This window comes from Pseudomonas sp. PB106 (assembly GCF_009764645.1).
GTDB lineage: Bacteria > Pseudomonadota > Gammaproteobacteria > Pseudomonadales > Pseudomonadaceae > Aquipseudomonas.
Map to the genome: position 1 here is coordinate 1 of NZ_RWIM01000196.1, position 1,025 is coordinate 1,025.

Here is a 1,025-nt window from a genome sequence, read left to right on the forward strand (position 1 = left end):
GGAAAGTGACCAGCACTTCCATGCCGATCCGCGGGATGGCGATGCCGCCGTACGCCGCGCCGGCCCAGCCGCTGGCGACGCGCATCCAGCAGGTGGTTTTGTCGTTGGACTGACCTTCGCGGTCCCAGTGGAATTGCACTTTGATGCGGCCGTATTGGTCGCAGTGGATTTCTTCGCCTGCGGGGCCGGTGACGACGGCGGTCTGGCTGCCGAGGACTTTCGGTTTCGGGTGTTCGAGGGCAGGGCGGTAGTGCGCGTCCCACGGCGTGGCGAGAAAGCTGTTGCGGTAGCCCTGGTGGAAATCGCTTTTGTTGTCGGTGACGTCGCTGGTGACGTTTTCGCCGAGCACTTGCGGTTGTTTGCCTTCGTGGAAGATTTCCAGCAGCAGCCACAGATCGTTCCATTCGCCGCGCGGGTGCTCGGCGAGGGTGAGGAAGTGGCCGCTGGTGAGGGTCGGTTCATCACCTTTGCCTTCGGCGAGTTTGTAGTCGCTGCGATGGCGTTCGAGGGCGCGGGTCGAGAGGAATTTGCCACGCTCGCGGGTGGTGAAACGACCTGGGTAATCGTAGTCCTCCAGGTCCGGGGCGAAGTCGGATTTGACTGCGCCTTCGGGGAGGATCTTCGGTTTTTCGAAGTCGTAATCGCGGCGAGAAACGCGGGTGGTGCGGGTTTCCAGACGCAGGTTGAAGCGCTTGATCACTGGCTTGTCGGCGGACATGCCGGAGTCTTGCTGGTAAATCACCGGTTTCAACTTTCGGAACACGGTTTGATCGTCGCCGAATACCAGTTTGTGCCCGCTGCTGCTGTGCTGGAAGTGGAAGTGAATGCCTTCCTCTTCGCACAGACGCTGAATGAAGTGCAGGTCAGACTCGTCGTACTGCACGCAGTAATCGCGTGCCGGGTACTCGGCGCCGAGCTGGAAATCGTAGGCGTCGGCGAGGATGCCGCGATCCTCAAGCACCTGGCCGATGATTTGCGGAACCGTCAGTTGCTGGAAAATCTGCTGATCGTGGTTGTGGCGCAGG

The 1,025-nt window shown here is 60.8% G+C and carries 1 protein-coding gene; it reads right to left on the bottom strand.

All coding sequences use genetic code 11. From position 1 onward, the window contains the following. A partial coding sequence (tssI, locus tag EJA71_RS24480; RefSeq protein ID WP_158960159.1) for a type VI secretion system tip protein TssI/VgrG occupies positions 1-1,025 on the bottom strand: 1,025 nt, incomplete at both ends.